The sequence below is a fragment of the Mucilaginibacter dorajii genome, from assembly GCF_024808255.1.
In the GTDB taxonomy this organism is placed as follows: domain Bacteria; phylum Bacteroidota; class Bacteroidia; order Sphingobacteriales; family Sphingobacteriaceae; genus Mucilaginibacter; species Mucilaginibacter dorajii.
Map to the genome: position 1 here is coordinate 42140 of NZ_JANTYS010000028.1, position 17947 is coordinate 60086.

General features: G+C 40.8%; 14 protein-coding genes. 3 read left to right on the top strand and 11 right to left on the bottom strand.

All coding sequences use genetic code 11. The annotated features are described in order from the left end of the window. Nucleotides 1–4 precede the first annotated feature (4 nt). The gene (locus tag FHS10_RS25510; protein ID WP_259096618.1) at nt 5–1312 is read right to left on the bottom strand and encodes a cytochrome ubiquinol oxidase subunit I; all 1308 of its coding nucleotides are present in this window, start codon (nt 1310–1312) and stop codon (nt 5–7) included. Nucleotides 1313–1628: 316 nt separating this feature from the next. On the opposite strand from FHS10_RS25510, the gene FHS10_RS25515 reads away from it, so the two are divergent. The 3 genes from FHS10_RS25515 to FHS10_RS25525 all read left to right on the top strand — a co-directional run bounded on the left by FHS10_RS25515 (nt 1629) and on the right by FHS10_RS25525 (nt 6777). After that, nucleotides 1629–4922 (top strand): glycosyl hydrolase, encoded by a 3294-nt coding sequence (locus FHS10_RS25515; protein ID WP_259096620.1) that lies wholly within the window; start codon nt 1629–1631, stop codon nt 4920–4922. A 305-nt stretch (nt 4923–5227) separates the two neighbouring features. Next, nucleotides 5228–6130, top strand: coding sequence for an AraC family transcriptional regulator (locus tag FHS10_RS25520; protein WP_259096621.1), 903 nt, complete (start codon nt 5228–5230; stop codon nt 6128–6130). 137 nt (nt 6131–6267) lie between these two features. Beyond that, the gene (locus tag FHS10_RS25525; RefSeq protein WP_259096623.1) at nt 6268–6777 is read left to right on the top strand and encodes a GNAT family N-acetyltransferase; all 510 of its coding nucleotides are present in this window, start codon (nt 6268–6270) and stop codon (nt 6775–6777) included. Here FHS10_RS25525 and FHS10_RS25530 read toward each other — a convergent pair. The 10 genes from FHS10_RS25530 to FHS10_RS25575 all read right to left on the bottom strand — a co-directional run bounded on the left by FHS10_RS25530 (nt 6774) and on the right by FHS10_RS25575 (nt 17853). Then, the gene (locus tag FHS10_RS25530; protein ID WP_259096625.1) at nt 6774–7403 is read right to left on the bottom strand and encodes a CatA-like O-acetyltransferase; all 630 of its coding nucleotides are present in this window, start codon (nt 7401–7403) and stop codon (nt 6774–6776) included. The genes FHS10_RS25525 and FHS10_RS25530 overlap by 4 nt on opposite strands. Beyond that, nucleotides 7400–8089, bottom strand: coding sequence for an HAD family hydrolase (locus tag FHS10_RS25535; RefSeq protein ID WP_259096627.1), 690 nt, complete (start codon nt 8087–8089; stop codon nt 7400–7402). The genes FHS10_RS25530 and FHS10_RS25535 overlap by 4 nt, the downstream gene beginning before the upstream one ends. Nucleotides 8090–8438: 349 nt before the next feature. Next, nucleotides 8439–9359 carry a hypothetical protein gene (locus FHS10_RS25540; protein WP_259096629.1) on the bottom strand — a complete coding sequence of 307 codons (921 nt, stop codon included), beginning with the start codon at nt 9357–9359 and terminating at the stop codon, nt 8439–8441. A 50-nt stretch (nt 9360–9409) separates the two neighbouring features. Next, nucleotides 9410–10726 (bottom strand): O-antigen ligase family protein, encoded by a 1317-nt coding sequence (locus FHS10_RS25545; protein ID WP_259096631.1) that lies wholly within the window; start codon nt 10724–10726, stop codon nt 9410–9412. Continuing rightward, a complete protein-coding gene (locus FHS10_RS25550; RefSeq protein ID WP_259096633.1) occupies nt 10698–11831 on the bottom strand; it encodes a DUF1972 domain-containing protein in 1134 nt (377 codons plus the stop codon). The genes FHS10_RS25545 and FHS10_RS25550 overlap by 29 nt, the downstream gene beginning before the upstream one ends. Before the next feature lies 1 nt (nt 11832). Next, nucleotides 11833–12906, bottom strand: coding sequence for a glycosyltransferase family 4 protein (locus tag FHS10_RS25555; protein WP_259096635.1), 1074 nt, complete (start codon nt 12904–12906; stop codon nt 11833–11835). Beyond that, nucleotides 12899–13870 carry a glycosyltransferase family 2 protein gene (locus FHS10_RS25560; protein ID WP_259096637.1) on the bottom strand — a complete coding sequence of 324 codons (972 nt, stop codon included), beginning with the start codon at nt 13868–13870 and terminating at the stop codon, nt 12899–12901. The genes FHS10_RS25555 and FHS10_RS25560 overlap by 8 nt, the downstream gene beginning before the upstream one ends. Next, entirely contained in the window at nt 13860–15332 is a 1473-nt protein-coding gene (locus tag FHS10_RS25565) for an O-antigen ligase family protein (RefSeq protein WP_259096638.1), read from the bottom strand. The genes FHS10_RS25560 and FHS10_RS25565 overlap by 11 nt, the downstream gene beginning before the upstream one ends. Nucleotides 15333–15591: 259 nt before the next feature. Then, the gene (locus tag FHS10_RS25570) at nt 15592–17007 is read right to left on the bottom strand and encodes an oligosaccharide flippase family protein (protein ID WP_259096640.1); all 1416 of its coding nucleotides are present in this window, start codon (nt 17005–17007) and stop codon (nt 15592–15594) included. 15 nt (nt 17008–17022) lie between these two features. After that, nucleotides 17023–17853 (bottom strand): glycosyltransferase family 2 protein, encoded by an 831-nt coding sequence (locus tag FHS10_RS25575; RefSeq protein WP_259096642.1) that lies wholly within the window; start codon nt 17851–17853, stop codon nt 17023–17025. Between the last annotated feature and the right edge of the window lie 94 nt (nt 17854–17947).

The following is a 17947-nucleotide window of genomic DNA, read 5'->3' on the forward strand; positions in this document are numbered from 1 at the left end:
CAGGTTAACGGTCGTACAATTCGGGCACCATCTGGATCTGTCTTTTCAGCAGGAAAATAACAAATACGCTAAGGGTGAAGTAAATAAACGTGAACAGGTAAAAAGTGTATTGAATGCCTGGCATTTTGGTTACAGCATCGGCGGTACGCATCACACCCTGTATGATCCAGGGTTGGCGGCCAACTTCGGTTACTGTCCACCCGGCCTCTAAGGCGATAAAGCCGGTAGGGGTGGCAATGATGAACAATTTTAAAAACCATGCTTTGGTAAGCCATTCCTTCTTTTTCCAAAGGGCTACAAAGTACAAGATGCCGATAAACATCATGAGTGTACCAATACCTACCATAATTTGAAACGCGTAATGCGTTACTGCTACTGGTGGTTGGTCTTTAACAGGGATCTTATCCAGCGCGTTTACTGTTGTTTTAAAGTTATCATGCACCAGGAAGCTAAGCAAGCCGGGGATCTCTAACCCATAATTTACCTTTTTTGCTGCGGTATCCGGGATGCCTCCAATTACCAGCGGCGCATATTCCTGGGTATGAAAGTAGGCTTCCATGGCGGCCAGTTTTGCGGGTTGCCTTTTGGCAGCGCCTTTGGCAGAGATATCGCCACTCAGTGGTTGTAAAATAGCTGCTGCTGCGCCAAACACAATGGCGATTTTGAATGATTTGGTATGAAAATTAACGTTCCGTTTACGATAGATCATCAGCGCGTGAATACCCGCAACTGCAAAACCGGTAGCAGAGAATGCCGCTATGGTCATGTGTAAAGCTTCAGAAAACCAGGCCTCGTTGAGCATGGCCTTTAGCGGGTTGATGTTTAGGTATTTACCATTCACATAATCAAACCCCGAAGGACTGTTCATCCATGAGTTGGCCGATACCACCAGGATGCCCGAAGCAATGCCGCTTAAACCCACCACAACACCTGTAAACCAATGGAACCAGGTGTTAAGCTTATTCCAGCCGTAAAGGAAAAAACCAAGTGCTATAGCTTCAATAAAAAAGGCTGTACCTTCCAATGAGAATGGCATACCAAAAATAGGACCGGCATGTTTCATAAAACCGGGCCATAACAAGCCAAGTTCAAAAGAAAGCATAGTGCCGGATACCGCACCTGTGGCAAAAAATATAGCGACACCTTTACTCCATGCTATGGTAACGTTTTTGTAAACCTGGTTTTTGGTTTTTATCCATTTGTAGTGCGATATAGCCATAAATACAGGCATAACCATACCAATGCAGGAGTAGATGATGTGAAACCCTAAGGATAAGGCCATTTGCGACCTTGCTGCAATAAAATCATCCATAGTTGTGATATAAATTATGGTTGAAAGTTAAAAGCTATATCGCACAAATGTAACAGAAATGTTAATTGATATTGAATATGAATTACAGTTACTTCCGTTTAAAATATTGCATTAGTGGAGATAATTTTGTAAAAAAGGCATATTGGTTCTTATCTGAAAATTTAACAACACTCAAAGGCAATAACCCGTAGCTTTATTTAAGCAATGTGTGATAGGGATGGCAAAGGATGGTTTTGAAAATCATTAGTGATAGTTTAGTATGTCAGAATCTGTTTTGGCGCTGCCAACCAATTATAACCTAAAGTAAAAGCAAAGGATGTATTTTAAAAAACTATTTTGTTACCTGTCGCCGGCTTTCTTTCTGGTGCTGATAACGATTTCATCATTATCAGCCCAGGTGGCACCAGTCGTACCGCCGAAGGAACAGCTTAATCGTAGTTTTGGCGCATATGATAAGGTAGCTTTTATGTCGCCCCCAAAAGTTTACTACCCGGAAACCTGGTTCCATTTAATTGGAGGTAACGTTTCAAAAAAAGGTATCACGGCAGATCTGGAAGCGATTGCCCGTTCGGGAATTTCGGGAATCCAGCTTTTTCATGGTCAGTTTGGTGGGCCATGGCCGGGTGTTAACCCTCAAATAGCTTGCCTTAGCCCGTTGTGGGAAGATGCTATACGCCATACAGCCCAGGAATGCAGGCGTTTGGGTTTACGTTTTACCATGCAAAACTGCCCCGGATGGGCTATGGCCGGCGGACCGTGGATAACGCCTGCCAACGCGATGCGCCACCTGGGCTGGAGCCGTACCGATATAACTGGTGGAAAAGGCATGGTTATCCTCCATTTAGATCAACCGCAACCAAGTACTGAGCCCTGGCGGGATTACCGAGATATCACCGTACTGGCATTTCCAACGCCAATGGGGGATATCGGAAAGCCGCTCGCGCCACAATCTGTTAACGGCAGCAACAATATTTTATGGGGCGATTGTTTTTTGAACCAGGCTAAAGAACCCGTTCGCCTTCACGTAGCTGACTCTGGAAAGCCGTACTGGGCAGAGGTTACTTTTCCTGACACCGTGACCATACGGACTATTGAATTTCCAAGCGTTAATAGTATGGGCCATGCATGGAACTATGAACCTGGTGTTAAAATAAAAGCGCAGGCCATCATGGCCAACGGTAAAATAAAGGATATTTTAAACACAAACATTCCTGCGGGGAATTGGCAAGACACCCAGCCGCTCTCTTTTGCCTGTATGGAAGTAAAAGGTGCTAAAAAGATCAAAATATGGATCGAAAATAAGCATGATATGGCGCTTGGTTTCATTCATTTCTTTTCGGCAGCCCGCGAAAATAACTGGGAATCGGAAGCGGGATGGACATTGCGGAATATAGATCGTAGCGGCAAAAAGTATGAGCAATCAGCTAAGGCATATATTGATCCGGCCCAAATTCGTGATATCACCAAAATGATGGATGCACAGGGCAATTTGAGATGGGTTGCCCCGCGTGGTAAATGGACAGTTTTACGCATAGGGCATATAAATAGCGGAAAACAAAATGGTCCCGCACCTGCAGAGGGCACCGGCTGGGAATGTAATAAACTTTCAGAAACAGGAGCCGACGCGCATTTTGCCGGCTATATTGGTCGCTTATCAGGCGCTACTGGTGTGTTAGGCAACGGTATGTTAAATGGTATGCTGATGGACAGCTGGGAATGTGAAACACAAACCTGGACACAAAATATGGAGTGGGAGTTTAACCGCGTAGAAGCTTACCCGCTTCGCAAATGGATTCCCGCTTTGTTTGGCTATGTGTTGAAAGACCAGGAAACCACATTTAAGTTTCTGCGCGATTGGCGGTCGACCATAAACGACCTGTACACTAACAAATTTTATGGCCGTATGGCCCAATTGGCTAAACAAAATAACCTGGCGGTATCATACGAAACAGCTGCCGGGGATGTCTTCCCGGCTGATATTTTAGAATATTACAAGTTTGCTGATGTGCCGATGTGCGAATTCTGGCAGCCTTTTACCAATGGCTACGTGGGCTCGCTGAACTTTAAACCCATAAAGCCCGCGGCATCTGCTGCACGTCTGTACGGTAAACCGCGTTTAGGTGCAGAGGCATTTACATCTTTTGCGCTTACATGGGATGAACACTGGCAGGATTTGAAAGAAGTTGCAAATGTAAATATTGTAGAGGGTGTAACACATCTGATTTACCATACCTACACCCATAATCCCCGGGCCGACTCTTTAAAGCCGGGCACCTCATTTGGCGCACAGATAGGGACGCCATTTCTTAGGCAACAAACCTGGTGGAATGATATGCCGCAGCTAAACGGCTATTTTGCACGATGTAGCTATTTGCTGGAACGCGGCAAGCCAGTGTCTGATGTACTTTGGTATTTAGGCGACGAAATAGATCACAAGCCCGATCAGAATGCCCCTTTCCCTGAGGGCTTTAAGTACGATTATTGTAACCCGGATGTTTTACTACACAGGCTTTCGGTATCAAACGGCATGCTGGTTACGCCCGAAGGGATACAATACAAAATTTTGTGGTTGCCATCAACCACACATATGCTACCACAAACGCTGGAGAAATTAGAATCATTGATCCGTGCCGGCGCAACTGTTGTTGGCGATGCTCCACAAGGGCTTGCAACTCTTAGCGGCGGCGAAAATTCGCACATGCGCTTTAATATCGCTGTAAAGAATATCTGGGGCGATACGCAAACAAAAGGCTTACGAAAGCTTGGCAAGGGTACGGTAATATCCGGCCTGACCTTATCCGAAGCCCTGGATAAATTGAAGATGACAGCCGATGTTACAGGCGGAGACGCGCTTTGGACACACCGAAAGGTTGCGGGGGCAGACTGGTACTTTGTTTGCTCACCCAAAAGTAAACCATTTAAGGGGGTACTTGATTTTCGTAACACCGGAAATATAGAAATTTGGGACCCGGTAACTGGTAAAACGAAATCTGTTGCAGGTGAAAAGAAGCAAGGTCGCACATCGGTAATGCTTGAATTACCACAGGCGGGCTCATGTTTTGTAGTATTTAACCATAATAGCGGGCAAAACGCAATTGTAAAATCTCCTCAAACAAAAACTATTGCTACGCTGAACCTTACTACGCCTTGGGAGCTTTCTTTTCCAACGGGATGGGGGGCACCGCAATCACTACAAGTTAACGAGCTAAAACCCTGGAAAGACCTCGATATGTCGCCCGAAGCAAAAGCATTTTCCGGAACTGCCACGTACACAACATCGTTCATAATTGATAAAATCCAATCTGGCAGCCATTTTTCAATTAACCTGGGGGCGGTAAACATGATAGCAAAAGTGACCCTCAACGGAAAGTACCTGGGCACGGTATGGTGCGATCCTTATCAATTAGATTTAACGAACGCCATTCTTCCGGGTAAAAACTCGCTAAAGGTTGATATAACGAGCACCTGGTTTAACCGGCTGGCCTATGATGCTTCATTGCCCGAAACACAACGTAAAACCTGGACTATAAGCGGCCCGCCAAAAGATTCGCCACCAAGAAACAGCGGGCTGCTGGGGCCGGTAACTTTATTAACGGAAAAGGAATTTTAGAATTGCCTGCTATTTTTTTATTAGAGCCTATATGATTAATGAGTTCCCATAGGAACACCGTCACAGAATACTGTTTCTTTAAAAAAGATAATTAAATGCTATAATAAGATAATATTCGTATAGTGATGGATTATCCTACTGTTTGTTTTTGAAAAAATATGTGATTTTGGCATAATGATGTGTACAATACGCAATAGGCTATAATTAATTGTTTTTCAGGTTTCCTTTGGTTATAATAGCATTGCGTATGACAGACAATATGTTTGTTTTTATGTTTATCTAATTATACACCAATTATATTTTTCATGAGTAACGGCGTTAAAAGACGAGATGGATTTATTGGGGAAAAACTCATAAATGTTCCGCCAAAAGTGCTGGAAGAAGTTAAAAAGAATGAGCCGGAGCTGTTCCCTGTGTATATTACCCAGATAGGCTATTTCCCTAAAGCAAGCTTTCATTATCGCGAACGCCGTAGAGGCTGCTCTGACAACATTCTTATTTATTGCCTGCAGGGTAAGGGCCATTATATATTAGATGATAAACGCTACGAGGTAAATAGCAACCAGTTTATTATAATCCCCGCCACAGATAAGTATATGCGGTACTGGGCCGACAAAGATGATCCATGGACAATATATTGGGTACACTACACCGGCGATGGTATTGATGCCTTTAACAGGGCACTCCATTTAAGCATTGCCAATGGCCCTGTACTTATTCCGTTTAATGAAAAAGCTTTAGAGATATGGCAATACATCTATCAAACATTGGAGATGGGGTATAGTACAGAAAACCTATGCAATGCCAGTTTTTGCCTATACCACTTAATAGCTACTTTCCTGTTTCCTCAAAAACATATGCAAACCAGCAGGGTGGATGATGGCGATATTATAGCTAAAACCATTAACAGTATGCGCGATAACATTAATAAAAAGCTTACTGTCGAGGCAATGGCCGCAAGCCATAGCTTATCGGTATCGCACTTTTCAACGTTGTTCCGTAAGGCAACAGGGATGCCGCCTATTGATTATTTTATACATATTAAAATGCAAAAGGCCTGTCAATTACTATATAACAATGTTAGTAAAATAAGAGACGTAGCTACCGACCTTGGTTATGACGATCCTTACTATTTCTCGCGCATCTTCAAAAAGTATATCGGTTCATCGCCAGAACAATATAGGTTAAACATTAAAAGTTCTGCCTGATAAAACCTTTTATTACCTTATAAAAGCAATTTTGAGCTTATTGGGATGCTGATGCTATAAGGTAAATGCAATTCAAATATCGTTTTTCTTTTAACGCGCTAAACATTAAGTTTGCCCTCCCAAAAACTATAATGTATATGCCCATTACTAAAGCTACCCTTGCCGATGTGCCGGAATTGAATGTTTTAATTAATAGCGCTTACCGGGGCGAAGGCTCAAAAAAAGGCTGGACAACCGAAACCGATTTGATTGACGGTATCCGCATTGATGAACCTATGCTGGTAGATTATCTGAACAATGACGCTATCACCATACTTAAGTACGTAAATAACGAAGGGAGAATAATAGGTACAGTTTACCTGGAAGTTAAGGGCGACCGTTTATACCTTGGCATGTTCAGTGTTTCACCGACGTTACAAAACGGGGGAGTGGGCCGTGCGTTAATTGAGGAAGCCGAGGTTGTGGCAAAACAATTAGGATTACGCACGATTAGCATGACGGTTATTCGTAGCCGCAAGGAATTAATAAGCTGGTACGAGCGCCGTGGATATATTTTTACAGGCGAGATACAGCCATTTCATGACCATGGTAGGTTTGGTTCGCCAAAAACGTTGATTGAGCTTATTGTGATGGAAAAATCCGTTTAAACCGGGCTATTCATTAAATCCTGGAACAGGTCAATAAACTGACCCACATGCAATCCATCAACCAGGGCGTGGTGCACATGTATGGAAACGGGCATTGACCGTTTGCCGTTTTTCTTTTGCGTCATTTTACCAAACGAAATACTTGGGCAGCTATCTGGCCGGCTAAACATCCGCGCGTGAGAAATACTGGTAAAATCTATCCATGGCAAAGCCGAAAAGCGGATAATGTTATTAACGTTTGAGCGAATCAATTCATTTGAGCTTTGAACTTTCTCAACCTCCTGGTTAGCCATCGCTATAAACTCATCAAAGACATCAGCATAGGTAATGTAACCAAAGCCAAAAGTATCATTACTACGTGCAATAGTCGATCCGGCATCAATGCGGTCGTAAATAAAAATTTCCTCGTTTTCGATGCGTAATTTTAAAGGTTGCAGGTCATTTGCTGCCGCCAGCGCCCTATGCATGGTATACAGAAAAAATGAAACACCTTTTTCTTTGGCAAAATTATAAGCGGCTGTACAATCTATCTTTACAGTTACCCCATAAAATGGCTCGTCAAACTGTTTAAAAAATAAAAAGTGATCTTTACGGTTCCAGCTATCCAGCTCTAACTTTTGTTTCATGCCAATATTGATACTAAGATATCAGTCAGTTGGTCAGCGTGCTTAAATCTTTCATGTGTAAGGCTGGTTTCTACATGTTCATGTGCCCAGGTAGTGTGAAACGGCACATGAATGGCATACCCGCCAATATTTAAAACCGGCATTACGTCTGATTTAAGGGAATTGCCCACCATCATAAATTCTTCGGGTTGAATATCAAGGTGTTTGATCAGTTTTATATAATCATCTTCTTTTTTATCGCTCATGATTTCGATATGATGAAAATAGTGCGCCAATCCCGACTTTTTTAGTTTACGTTCCTGGTCAAGCAGATCGCCCTTGGTGGCTACCACCAAGCGGAAATCATTTTTCAGGGTAGATAACACATGTTCCACACCATCCAAAAGCTCAATAGGCTCATTCAGCATCTCGCGGCCATATTGCAATATAATATCAATGGTATCAATGCTTATCTTTTTATCGGAGATGTTGATGGCAGCTTCTATCATGCTTAGGATATAACCTTTTATGCCATAGCCGTAAAGCGCAAGATTATCAACTTCTACCTTAAACAGCTCTTTAGAAATATCGTGCTCGGGCAAAAAATCTTCCAGCAGGCTGCAAAACTTTTTTTCGGTATTTTGAAAATAAGGCTCATTTACCCAAAGGGTGTCATCGGCATCAAAAGCAATAACTTTTAATTTCATGGTTTATAATAGCGTATTGCAATAATAACAATACCGCTTTAAATTTCCACTTAAAAATGCCGGGAAGCAGAGAAATCCCTTTTACTCACAACTAATGAACTCGTGTTATCAATAAGGCCCTTTTTTTATACACGAATGTCCGCCGACCCGGTTACAATTTTATCAAATTTCACGAATTTTGGAGTTGACAGATAGTGCAAGCATCACGTCATTTTAGTGTTAACCTTGCTAAATCATAAAAAATTGATTATTAGATATTTAGGTTGAATTTTATCTGAAATATGTTAAGTTATGTTAACCCAAATAGATGCGTTTGCTCGGAAATGTTTAGGATAAATCACCAGGAGATTCAATTAGCTACGCTATGCTGATTCTCTTCTAAAAGCTGGGCAACTTTATTTTCGAATCGGCTGATGAGGTTAAACTGAAAGTTTTTAGGATCGGGCTTGGCATAGTGCTTATCCGCGGCAATGGCCAGTAAAAAACCATGGTCATTTAGTTTTTTTGCCCTGGTTTTTTGATCCCACCTGGCTATAGTTACTTTCATGAAATTATCATCTAAAAAGTCGCCCAATTTGTTATTGAACAGAAATTCTACAGCGCTTTTCAGAAAACTCTTTTTTTCCGATTTAGCAGATGATACCCGCATAATATGGTTAGGTAAAAAGTTGCGCGTCCAGGCATTGGCGGTAAAAAAATCGGCGAAGGTAGTATCTCCTTGTATTGGAATCAGTGTTACAACTTCGGTAGCGGTGTAAATGTTCTTTTCGGCAATTTCAAGCTGCTGCTCGTCAATATAATAGTTCATGCAAAAGCAATGCTGCTTATTGACCAAAAAAGTTAGCTTCTTTAAGCAATGCATCAGCGTACGGGCTATCCACAGGCGGTTTGCGGCAGTAATGATAAACAGGTCGATATCTGAGCCATCGTCGGCATAATTTTTAGATAGGGAGCCTGAAATGGCTATGCCACGCACATAAGGGAATTTGATAAGCAAATTACCAACCCTTCGGGCTGTTTTTACCATTTCAAAAGCCTTTTGATTGCCTTTGGTACGGCGCTGCACCAGGTATTGGTCGTTTTTAAGACTGTAAAACTTATCGAAACGAAACACCAGCCTATCGCGCATCAGGCAAGCCAGGGCATCATCAAAAATTTGGCGCTCAAATTTCACAGTCAAAAACAGGCAAACTTCTTCGCGGGTCAATGGATAGTTGAACGCATCAAAATAGGCCAGGGTAGCTAATATATTCTTTTTAATTTCTGACACTGTATTGATGGTTAGATGTTGACTAAAAACGGACCTGGTTTGCATATTCATTAGTATGACGTAACTACTAAACCGTTGGTTGCCATCTTACTCAAATATTCGGTGTCTTTATTTGATGCGAAGGGTTTTGATGAGCTTTCGCTGCTGGTGAACAGTAAGAAAGAAAAAAACATGCTGTAAAACATCACGCCTTTATCTGCATCAAGCACGTTTTCAGATAATGATACAATTACTATCAGCATCATAAAACAGATGAAGATAAGGTCCTTTTTTTTCAGGGCCGCCTTTATACCATAACCAAGCGTCAATAAATAAATTAGCAATCCCCAAATGCCGGATTTAACTACAAAGCTGAGATACTGGTTATGGGAATTTAAACCGGCAAGAAAAGAGCTGTACATTTTAGCATCATAAAATCTATCGTGCAACAGCGGGATTTCGGAGCCTGAACCATGACCGGCCAAGGGTTTCTGTTTTATTAAATCGGAAACAATAAGCCAGCGGGCCAGACGTGGATCGGTGCTTTCGCCTGGTTTTGCTGCAGAAAGATCATCCTTTAAGCTTGTTAAATAACGCTCCTTAAAAGAGGATACGCTTAACACCACAACGAAGGCAAGGGCGGATAAAAGCAGGCCTGCCAACATAAACCTCACCCTATTTTTACCTTGTAGCAAACAATATGGCAAAACAAAATTGACCAGGAAGAACAATACAACCAATATAGATTTTGAACTTAGCTGGATAAGCCCGCATAGTAATACACAGATACATGCTCCATAAAATTTTTTCGTTTTTGATTTAAGCGGCTTAAACAGAAGTGTAACAAAATAAGATAAGGCAATTACCAATTGAAGCGAAAAAAATGTGGCGTGCATATCAATCGGCATCGAGAAATTGTGATTTGTAAATGCGTGCGAAAAAAGCGTTTTAAGCGATAAGTGATAATGCCTGATAACAATAAGTGCATCTGCATATAAATAAATTATAGTAGCCGTACATACAAGTGAAAAAGCTAACAACAGGTTTGATCTGTACTTTTTAAGATCGAGGTTGTTAATTAAAAACACAAGAGGGAACAATAAGATAGGTATCCGTAAACCCAATTCACCAAAACCTTCGGAACGATATGATGTGTATAAAGTAGCTATCACCGAAACAAAAAATGCAGCCTGAAGTATTAAAACCCTGGTGTTGACAATTGACTTCAGTTTTTCTTTTTTAAGGTTGATGAGCGTATGTAATATTAAACTAATCAAAATGATATGGCTGTAAAACCTATCAAAAGGCATACTTGCCATTAGCAGCATCACATGAAAATAACTAATCTTATTAACGTTGTTATCGTTGATCAGCAATAATTGTTTCATAGTTTTTATGCTTATAGCTTTCTACAATAAACTCCTCGTATTGATCAATTACCTGCTCCCAATTAAATTGATATTGTATTTTATGAAGATTATTCATCACCATATTTCTCTCAGGATCATTTCGTTGCACATTTTCTACCAGGTGAGTTACTTCGGCTGCATTTGAAAAATAAAAGGCATCGGTATTTAGTACAGATTTATTGAAGGGGTTATTGTGCGCGGCTATCAATGCTTCGCTTGCCATCGCCTCTAATAAAGATGGATTGGTGCCCCCTACACTATGGCCATGAAAGTACAGATAAGAGTTATTTTGCAGCGCGCGAACTTTAGGGGTATCGAAAATAGCGCCCTTGAACTGGATACGTTCGTCGTTAGCAAACTTATTGGTAATGAATTTGCCAAAACGGTTACCGGTATCACCTAACACCTTAAAGCTTTTATCAGAATTGCTTTGATTAAATCCTTCTAAAATAGCCTCAATGTTATTTTCAGGCTCCATGCGGGCCATCAACAGGAAATAATCCTCTTTAAGCGCCTGTTCCGGTTCGCATTGTTCGCGTTCCATATCGGTATACAAATCTGCCCCATAGGGGATGTATCTGCAATTAATATTGTACTTATCCTTTAAGTAAGATTTGATCACCCTTGAATCGGCTACGTAATATTGGCTATATTGTACGGCCAGCTTTTCGGCGTATTTTAAAAACTTTTGCACAGGTTTGGAATACTTGCTTCTTTTCCATTCCATGCCGTCCATATTGGTAATTATGGTGCTGTTTTTAGGGTAAAGCTGTCCCCAAACCGAACTGCTGGTATAGCCCATGATCAAAACCACATCAAAATTTTGTTTACGGGCGTCTAAAAAGCAATTCATATCATAAACAAATTGCCCGGCTGTACCTATCAGGTATTCGGGATCATAGCAATGCCTTATTTGTACGCCATTCCAGCTCTCCTGGTTGTAAGGATGATTATGGGAGTTATAAACTGTTACCGAGTGACCGCGTTTTACCAGGCCGGCTGATACATATTCGGATATATGCTCAAAGCCCCCGTAGTAATTTGGAATGCCCCTGGTTCCTAATATCGCTATGCGTAATTTCATATTATAATACGGATTGATATGCTTTTAAAGTTTCTGTAGCTGCCTGTTTCCAGGTATATTTTTGTAATATCCGGTCTCGTAATTGTTCGTTCACGGGTGCCTGGCTTGCTTTTTCGATAGCAGCAAAAATGCTTTCTGTAGATGCCGGATGGCAGTAAAAAGCATCATCGCCAAAATATTCGCGAACATCGCCTTTGTCGCTTATAGCTACGTTGCAGCCCATCAATGCGGCTTCTATGGAGCTAAGACCGGTGGTTTCAAACCAGCTTGGTAATACATGCACCTTTGCGCGGGCAAAATATTTCACCAATTGTTGTTGTGGCATTTGTTCAATGAAAATGATGTTACTCGCTGCTATCCGCCGGCATTCCTGGTAATAAGCAAACTGGTTAGGGGAGTAGCTGCCAATCAATAACAGGCGATAGGGCGTATTATTTAAAGCCTTGATCAGGTTAAGCTGATTTTTTATCCCTTCAATCCGTGCGGCGCAAATCACCAGCTTATCATCTTTAATAACGTTTTTGTCGTAAATAAAAAGATGCTGATCAGTGCCGTTAGGTACAACCATATGTTTTACCTCGCCGGGATAATTATTAACTACCCTTTGATATTCTGATTGGGAATTTGGCAGGATCATAGCGGCCCTGCCTAAAATGTCGAGGATGCTTTTGCGTTGCCCTTTCCAGGTATAAGCTAAGCTGGCCATACTATCGCGCCCAAGCAGGTAACGGGCCATTGTTTTTACATATTCCACGCCATCGGCGGGTAAGTATTTTAGTAATCTACCCAAACCGTTGCGGTGTTGCTGATCATACTCACTATAATTGCACATAATTGTAGATACTACAAAGGGCTTTTCGGCCTTATAGCTGTGGTATAAAATATCGGCAGGGCGGCTCAGGTTAAAAAAATGCAGCAGATCATAACTATTATAGTTGATGCTTTCGTTTGCCAATTTTATTTCGGCCCTGATGCCCATAAAAGTGAGGTGTCGTGCTGTTTGTACGGCCTGTATGGTATCGCCGCCGGGAACACTATACAAAGTAGAACGGGTTATGAAAGCAACTTTAATCATGACTTGGCCCTCCTGAAATAATTTTATGCAGCCAGGTGATAAACCGCTGAGGAAAAAAACTTACGGTATATAATAAATAGTTATCTAACCGAAGTGGGGAAATACCGATAGCCTTAGACACATGCATCCGTGCTTTTTGTGGCTGGAAGTTATTCAGTAGTAGCTTTTTGCCACACAGCGCATAATAGGAGCCTTTTTTGATCTTATCAGAATATTGTTTTTCGCCAATTTCAATTAAAAGGTCGCTTTCAGTTTGACTTATGGTTTTGTTTTTAAGTGTGGCATATTTGATATCCCTAAACTTACGCGGCCGCCATTTTTCATCAATAGTGATCGACTCGGGGTTAAGCCTTACCTTAATAAGTGGTAACGATAGGTTGCAGGCTTTTTGATCTTTAAGGATATTTACCCATAAAAAATGATCTTCGTAGGTATAGGCCTGCTCATTGTAACCACCCTTACGAATGATAAGGTCCCGTTTATAAAATACTGATGAATGTATAAACGGACAAACAGAGTATTTAAGCAATTGGATTTCGTCGTTATCGAACGCGGGCGGTTTATGGGTAAACAAAAAGTGTCCGTCCATATCAATGTAATCTGCCGCCGAGCCGATAATACTAAACTCAGGATTGGCAAGCATAAAACCATATTGCAGTTCAAGCCGTTCAGTATGGCATATATCATCGGCATCAAACCTGGCTATATGTGGCGCTCTGGCATATTTTAAACCTTTGTTTAAAGCAGTAGCCACACCTTTATTATCCTGGTATATTAATACAATGCGTGGGTCGTTAAAAGACCGGATCACTTCTACTGTATTATCTGTTGATCCATCGTTTACAATTAGTAACTCAAAATCTGTAAAAGTTTGGTTTAATACAGATCTGATTGCATCGCCGATGTATTTACCGGCATTGTAGGCCGGCATCAAAACCGTTATCTGTGGAATGTCAAAATCCATTTGGCAACGGTTTAAGGGGTTCATTTTCTTTGATGTTAAGCAGTAACAGCAATTCAAAAAATATCATTACCGATAATTGCTCAAACCAATACTCTATAAAAAAAGCTGCCAGCATCACCAGCAAAATTGGCAAGCCGTAAGTTAACGCCTTATAATGCCTTGCAAAAAAGCCCAGGTAATAAACTGCAAATGCAAATAGTCCAACAAGACCATATTCTGCCAATAATTGATCATATACCGAATATGGGCTGTTAGTTAGCGAATGAAAGCCAGACCTTTTACTGAAAAAATTAAGGTACAGATCAAGGTGATTCACTAAAAAAGGATGATCTATATAAACAAATTGACGCGGATATCCACCCGCAAAACCAAGCCCTGTGGCACGGAAAGCAAGCTTTGACGAAAAATTACCCATGCCCAGTCCCGTTGCTACGCGGCTCAAGTGCTCTTTTAAAAAAGATGCAGTTTGTATTAAGCCGGTAACCTTACCTGGTAATGCAGGTACGTCATTGGGCTTCCCGGATATCGGCAATTCGTGTTTATGATTTTCGATGAAATCAATTAAGGGCTTTTGTTCGTCAGGGGTTTCGGTACTGCTTTGAAAAGATGCCGAATTAATATCATCGCCCTTGATTTCAAAATGGCCCGATTCTGTTTTGTAAATTCCTTTTGCAGGGTCAATTTCTCCGTGGGGATGATTAACAACGTACATGCTGTCAATAAATATCATCGCCTTTTTTTGCCGGCGCTCTTCAAAGTTTAAAATACTGTCAGGGCGATATGTTAATGGCAAGGGGTTTATAATCGGATGTTTATTGGGATATAGCTCCTTATGAAATAAATGAGCTATAGTTTCACCTGCGTATTTATTGTTTTGGGGCGATATTTTGGCCATGAATATGGCCAGGAACACAATGCAAATTACCACCAGGCTTTTTTGATACCGATTGGTTTTAAAAGCGAATAATAGTAATAATGTAAATATCACAACAATGTTCAGGAAGTTGCTCCCGGTAAGCAACAGGGTTGCCATACAAACCAAAAGCATTGGGGCATTTTTGCGGGTAAGAAAGTAGATAACCCCAAAAGCATTTAACAGGGCATTAGTAATTGAGGTATCAAAGGTAATTCCTTTTACATAGTCGCCTGTACCAATAAAATATTTTTGAAACAGTCCCTGGTAAGTATATGGGTTAATAGCGTGGGTTTCTAAAAATATCACAAATAGGTTTCCTAATGAAAAAACGGCGTTTATTATAAAAAAAACAAGGATGGTTTGGTGAATAATGGCGGGTTCGTTTTTTTCGACAGTAAGCTTTACCTGGTGTATGGCCAGGATACACAAAGCCCAGAAAACAATGCCTGTTAATAATAGAACCGTGTAATTAACGTCTGTGTAATTTTTGCCAATGAGCCAGTTAAAAACCGCGATGAGGATCATGAGCGGATAGAAAAGTGGCAACCGCGAGTTTTTTAAACTGAACCCAAACTTAAAATTGGATTGAACCAATGTGAAAAGGATGATAACGGGAATCTTGATCTCCAGCTTTACATTTAAAAACAAAAGCAAAAATGTAAGGAGTTTTAGATCTACTTTGCTTTTGATTTGATTATAGTAAAAAATCACCTTGCTGGTCAACATTATCCGGGGTTTTTCTTTATAGTCACTACGGCCTGAAAAACGGATTGGTTGCCTGTGCAGGAGTTGCGCCGATACTATTTTACCAATTAAAAAGACAGATGATGCCTTTACGGTCGCTCCGTTTGATTTGGGCGGTTATCAGCAAAAAAGCGAAATAAAGAATAACTGAGCTAATGGCAGCTATCCATGTATTTTGAAAGAGGAACTTTGTTAAAAAGCCACTTACTAAGGCACATGCTGTACAAATAAACAATGTTAACATACTGCCTTTAAGCGCTTCGAGATTGTTTTTTGAAATATAAAACGTCGCCTGTACCAAACAAGCGGCCAGAAAGGAAATTGCCGCGCCTTCATTTTTAAAAAACGGAATAAGCACAATATCACCTACTACATTTACCGTAAAAGTGATCACAAATGAGCGGAAGATCATTTTTAACTGATTTTGAACAAAAAAGATTGTCCACAAAAAATTATTGAGATACAGGAAAGGCAAACATAGCGAGAGGATAAATATCACATTAGTGTTAACGGCACCGTATTTACCATGGGTGACCAGATCGACAACCGGGTTCCAGCATATGTTTAACAATAAACCCGTTAAAGCAGCTATAATTAGTTCAAACCTCACTAATAACTTAATATCAACCTCTTTATGTCCGTCGTTTTTAAATAAGCGGGTAAAACGAGGGATAAGGATGGGGGCAATGGCAAGCAAAGGAAGCGTTGAGATTTCAAAGATCTTATAAGCAAAACTATATTCGGCCAATTTTACTGCTGATAGTATAAGGCCAATAAACAGCCAATCAAACCTTGCTAACGCCGAGGTAATAAGTACAACACCAACTTGTGGTAATGATTGCTTAAGCAATTCAACATAAGCTATTTTATTCCACCGGGGCATTATCGGCACCGACACATATCGCCTGAATAATAAAACACAAACCATTAATTCCAACGCATCACCACCAATAAAAATCCAAATGATGTTCTGGATACTTAAAACATGAAGTAATGCCAATACCACCAAGCTTAATCCCCGCACTATATTGGATGTAACTAACATGTAGGAGAGAAGCTTAAATCGTTCTAACCCGCTGGTAACCTGCTTTAGGGGTGTTGATAGAAATATCATTAGCTTACCGGCGCCAATTAATAAAACAAGCGTGTACACCTGATCATTGCTCACCAATATCAGCCCGCCCAACAGCAGGATGCTATAAAACAATACGCCGGTTAAAACCACATGGAAGGCATATACGGATAAAACAGACTTCGCGTCTTCGCCATCGGCCACCTTTTTGATAACAACCTGGTCTATTCCGAAGGAGAGAATATTGAAAGCTGATAGGAGTATAGCAAGGGCGAGGTTTAACTGCCCGAACGTATTTTTATCAAGTCCAACTGAGAGAACGTAAAAAATGAGAACACCAAATAGCTGGTTAATTACAAGTTGAAGTGTGTTTGCCGATAAGTTATAAGCCAGCTTTTTTTTCATGACCAATGCATGGGTTTATTTAGCCCGCGCGTTGGCATTAAATTCATAGGCCATAACAGGTGGTAAGTCATGTTGGTACAATTGTTTTTGTTTGGCGGTTTGCGCGGCTTTACTAAGGTAATGATATTTTAGCCATGTATTTTTAAATGCCATTTTAGCGATGGCAAACCCTGCTTTGCCGTCTAAAAAACCCAACAAAAACACATATACTTTTACAAAGTGAAATGAGGGGGCCAGGTAAAGCTTTGTAAAATGAGCTTTTTTGCCGTTTTTAAGATATTTTATGGCGCTGAGTTGCGCATAGTGCATTATTTTGGTTTCAAGTTCCTGTTCGTTTTTTGCTGAATAATGATGAAGGTATCCAGCCAGTTTTTGAACGGCAACCTTCTTTGGTAAAATTAAAGTCTCGTGAACAGGGGTTTCTGTCCACCGTACATGAATACGGTTGAATAAACGAATATGATGATCGCGGCCCCAGTTGCCGAAACGAATGAGTTTATTACCCAAATAAGCTTTAAAAGGAATATCGAAAACTGTTTTATCGTTACCGGGCTTAAGTACTGCTATCGCCTTCAATAAAGCCTCATCAGGTATTTCATCGCCATCTACACTCAGGATCCAATTATTCTTTGCCAATTGAACCCCTTTATTTTTATTAGCCCCATAACCGCTCCAGTTCTTTTTATACACCCGGCAACCGTAATTAGTGGCTATATTAATGGTTTGGTCTGTGCTGTCGTTATCAATTATAATGATATCATTGCTGATCTCTTTAAGCATCGGTATACTTTGCTCAAGTATTGGTGCCTCGTTTTTTGTAATTATAACAACAGAAATGGGTATCATGCAGCTGTATATTTATTTGTGCCTAAATGCCGATGACAGTGGCATCTATTCATATATCGTTTGTTTAGGGCAAAGGGTTGCCCCGATAATGAAA